At 51.3% G+C, this 1,038-nt stretch carries 3 protein-coding genes; all 3 read right to left on the reverse strand.

Annotation, left to right across the window (positions count from 1 at the left end; genetic code table 11):
- Nucleotides 1–80: 80 nt before the first annotated feature.
- Entirely contained in the window at nucleotides 81–278 is a 198-nt protein-coding gene (locus E0D98_RS24670) for a DUF957 domain-containing protein (RefSeq protein ID WP_000839249.1), read from the reverse strand.
- Nucleotides 279–289: 11 nt separating this feature from the next.
- A complete protein-coding gene (locus tag E0D98_RS24675; RefSeq protein ID WP_000779172.1) occupies nucleotides 290–778 on the reverse strand; it encodes a DUF5983 family protein in 489 nt (162 codons plus the stop codon).
- A partial coding sequence (locus E0D98_RS24680; RefSeq protein ID WP_131891329.1) for a TA system toxin CbtA family protein occupies nucleotides 775–1,038 on the reverse strand: 264 nt, incomplete at its 5' end. The genes E0D98_RS24675 and E0D98_RS24680, both read right to left, overlap by 4 nt.

A 1,038-nucleotide genomic window follows, 5' to 3' on the forward strand; every position in this document is an offset into this window, starting at 1 on the left:
GATATTCCTTTTTGCAGATAAATGAAAACGCCAGCCCTGTTCAGGCTGGCGTCAGTGGAATGAAGTCTGGTGAGTGAGAGTCACCGGTTCTGGTGCAGAAGCTGCAACTGGCGCAGTGTACGGATATCTTCCCTGGCCTGTTCAATGCAGGGCAGCAGTGCTGCCGAATCCGTTTTATCCTCATCGTTGTCAAAGATAATTCCCGATTCGCAGTCGATATTGTCCTGCAGCCACGCAATCAGAATATCCAGCGCTGTTTCCGTGGTTAATGATTTCATGTTGTTTCTGGTTACCAGTCGAAAGTGGGTAAACCCGGCAGGCATTCAGCGCTGGCATCCAGATGAATGAGACTGACGCCATAACGTCGGGTAAGTGTGACAACCAGACGGCGGAACGTTTTTGACAGCCCCAGGCGTTTAAGCCGCAGAACCGGGTATGACCACGCATCGGTACGTAACAGATATCCGCTACCTGTGAAATGAATCCATTCTGATTCGCCGGTGTCATTCGTCTGATGTGACAGCGAGTACAGCCAGGCGTTGTCCTTTGCAGTGATATGCGCGGTACTGCAGTGTATGCCGGTCAGGGCAGCAAATGGTGGCGTGCAGTCTGTTGAGACCCGGTCAGATTCATCAACAACACGAAGGGAGTGGCCATTGTCGCAGACCACGTTAATCAGTTCAGCGAGATTAACACCATCGACGTCAACGACAATTCGTCCCATGTTCAGCGCCTGCACGTTAACGCTGTCTGCTTCCAGCGTCAGAGTCAGTTTCATTGTTTCGCCTCCGGATGCTTCCCCTGGGTAATGTTATTTACCGTTCTGTAATTGTCGCGGGTCATCAGGTCGGTCGCCCTGCGAGCCCGGAGGATATCGATGCTGTTTATTAACTGAGAACGGGTACAGGCACTGAATTCCGGCTGGTCGGTACGCACCAGTGCGTATTTTTCAACAAGAAAGTTCACTGCATCGCACAGTGAAATGCCAGCTTCAATATGCTGCTCAATCACACGTTCATCGGCAAACGGTGTGTCATT

Origin of the sequence: Escherichia sp. KCJ4928 (genome assembly GCF_004352695.1) — a bacterium.
Taxonomy (GTDB): domain Bacteria; phylum Pseudomonadota; class Gammaproteobacteria; order Enterobacterales; family Enterobacteriaceae; genus ECMA0423.

Bases quoted from the DNA above. Each gene is read 5' to 3' on its own strand.
- E0D98_RS24670 (WP_000839249.1), bottom strand. From the start codon at position 278: ATGAAATCATTAACCACGGAAACAGCGCTGGATATTCTGATTGCGTGG.
- E0D98_RS24675 (WP_000779172.1), bottom strand. From the start codon at position 778: ATGAAACTGACTCTGACGCTGGAAGCAGACAGCGTTAACGTGCAGGCG.